The sequence below is a fragment of the Stenotrophomonas sp. 05L44_2 genome (assembly GCF_056665995.1).
This window is the reverse complement of sequence record NZ_JBFTNR010000529.1, coordinates 1-2943: the sequence shown is the minus strand read 5'-3', so window position 1 is coordinate 2943 and position 2943 is coordinate 1. Positions and strand designations below refer to the sequence as shown.

General features: G+C 70.1%; 1 protein-coding gene. It reads left to right on the top strand.

The genetic code is table 11. The features are described 5' to 3' along the window. On the top strand, window positions 1-2943 hold a 2943-nt coding region (locus tag AC1VAN_RS16915), incomplete at both ends, for a YadA family autotransporter adhesin (RefSeq protein WP_480986260.1).

Below are 2943 nucleotides of genomic sequence, written 5' to 3'. Positions count from 1 at the left end.
ATCGGCACCAACACGGTGGCCGGCGGTGAAAGTGCGATCGCCCTGGGCGCGGGCAGCACGGCCAGTGGCAACAACGCGGTTGCACTGGGTGCCGGTTCGGTGGCCAGCCGCGACCGCAGCGTGTCGGTGGGCAGCGTCGGCAACGAGCGGCAGATCACCAGTGTGGCGGCCGGTACCCAGGCCACCGATGCGGTGAACAAGTCGCAGCTCGACGCGGTTGCAGCCAGTGCCGCGACCACCAGCAAGTACTTCCAGGCCAGCGGCAGTGCCGACAGCGACGCCGGTGCCTACGTGGAAGGTGACAACGCGCTGGCCGCGGGTGAATCGGCCAACGCCATCGGCAACGGCGCAACCGCCCTCGGCAGTGGCGCCAATGCACTGGCCGGCAACGCACAGGCCATCGGCTTCAATGCCCTGGCCAGCGCGGCCAATGCCAGCGCCATCGGTGCCAACGCGCAGGCGACCGGCGAATACGCCACTGCTCATGGTGCCGAGAGCGAAGCCAGCGGCGAACAGAGTGCGGCCTTCGGCGCGGCCGCGGTGGCCAGCGGCGCTGGCAGCACCGCCAGCGGCGTGCTGTCCGAAGCCAGCGGCGAAGAAGCCGTGGCGGTAGGCTACTTCAGCAACGCCAGCGGTGAGGCCGCCACTGCGGTCGGCAGTGAAAGCGTGGCCAGTGGCACCGCTTCGGCAGCATTCGGCATTGGTGCCGAAGCGACCGGTGGCTACAGCACCGCCATCGGCGGTTACGCCAACGCCTCGGCATTCAACGCCACTGCCTTCGGCAACTTTGCCAACGCCTCCGGTTCCAACAGCGTCGCGCTTGGTGGCGATTCGGAAGCGTCCGGTGCCTACAGCACCGCCACCGGCCAGGGCAGCCTGGCTACCGGCACCAATGCCGTGGCCGTCGGTGGATCGTTGTTCGGCCTGCTGGCGACCGAAGCATCCGGCGACTATTCCACCGCGGTCGGTGGCGGCGCCTATGCGCCGGGCATCAACAGCACCGCGCTGGGCAATGCGGCTGAATCGCGCGGTGCCAACAGCGTGGCGCTGGGTGCCGATTCGATTGCCGACCGCGACAACACCGTGTCGGTCGGTGGCGGCGGCAACACCCGCCAGATCACCAACGTGGCCGCCGGTACCCAGGGTACCGATGCGGTGAACAAGGACCAGCTGGACGCGGTGGCCGCCGAAGGCGCGAAGACCAGCAAGTACTTCCAGGCCAGCGGCAGCGCCGACAGCGATGCCGGTGCCTACGTGGAAGGTGACAGCGCGCTGGCTGCCGGTGAGGCCGCCAATGCGATCGGCACCGGCGCCACCGCACTCGGCAGTGGTGCAACAGCGGTAGCGGCAAACGCCACGGCGGTGGGCTTCAACAGCTTGGCCAGCGGCGGCAATGCGGCTGCGGTGGGCAACAACGCACAGGCGACGGGCGAAGACAGTGCGGCGCTCGGCAGCGGCGCGGTGGCCAGCGAAACCAGCACCACCGCGACCGGTGCAGGCGCGCAGGCGACGGCGGTGTACAGCACGGCCAACGGTGCCGAGGCGGTCGCCAGCGGTGCGCAGTCGCTGGCCAGTGGCTTCCGTTCGGCAGCCTCTGCAGACGGCACCACCGCAGTCGGCGGCTACAGCGAAGCCAGCGGTCGCCTCGGCTCGGCGCTGGGCTATGGCACCGTGGCCAGTGGTGCCAACAGCACCGCTGCCGGCGTGTTCGCTGCGGCGTCGGGCGCCAGCTCGGTGGCGATGGGTGATTCCAGCGAAGCCAGCGGCGATGAGAGCGTGGCCATTGGTGGCAGCACCTTCTTCGGCCTGGTGCCATCACGTGCCAGTGGCTACGGCGCAGCGGCGTTCGGTGCCGGTGCCTGGGCCACCGACGACTACGCCACTGCAATCGGCTGGAATTCGTGGGCCGATGGCGCCGAGTCGACGGCGCTGGGCGCCAGCGCTACCGCCAACGGTGCCAACAGCGTCGCCCTGGGCGCAGGCTCCAAGGCCGACCGTGACAACACGGTGGCCGTCGGCAGTGCCGGCAGCGAACGCCAGGTGACCCATGTGGCGGCCGGCACCGAAGGCACCGATGCGGTCAACAAGAACCAGCTCGATGCTGTCGCCGCTACGGCGGACAAGACCAGCAAGYACTTCCAGGCCAGCGGCAGCGCCGACAGCGATGCCGGTGCCTAYGTSGAAGGYGACAAYGCRCTGGCKGCCGGTGAAGCGGCCAATGCGATCGGCAATGGCGCCASYGCGCTCGGCAGTGGTGCCACSGCSGTSGCSGCCAACGCSACCGCCGTSGGCTTCAAYRCGCTGGCCACGGGCAGCAATGCGGCTGCGGTAGGCAGCAACGCGCAGGCCACCGGTGAAGACAGTGCCGCACTCGGCAACGGCGCGGTAGCCAGTGGCATCAGCGCCACCGCTACCGGCACCGCTGCACAGGCCAGCGGCGTCTACAGCACCGCCAACGGTGCGGAGGCCGTCGCCAGCGGTGCGCAGTCGCTGGCCAGTGGTTTCCGCAGTGCCGCTTCGGCCGATGGCACCACCGCCATCGGTGGCTACAGCGAAGCCAGCGGCCGCCTCGGCACCGCGCTGGGCTACGGTTCGGCAGCGACCGGTGCCAACACCACGGCTGTCGGCTTCGGAGCGGCGGCAGCAGGCAGCGGCGCCGTCGCCGTCGGTCAGTCCAGCGAAGCCAGTGGCGCAGAGAGTGTCGCCATCGGCGGCAGCACCTTCTTCGGCCTGATCCCGTCGCGTGCCAGCGGTACCGGTGCGGCGGCCTTCGGTGCCGGTGCCTGGGCGACCGATGACTACGCCACCGCGATCGGCTGGAATGCATGGGCCGATGCGGCTGACAGCACCGCCCTGGGTGCCAGCGCGACCGCCAACGGTGTCAACAGTGTCGCCCTTGGTGCGGGCTCGAAGGCCGACCGTGACAACACGGTGGCCGTCGGC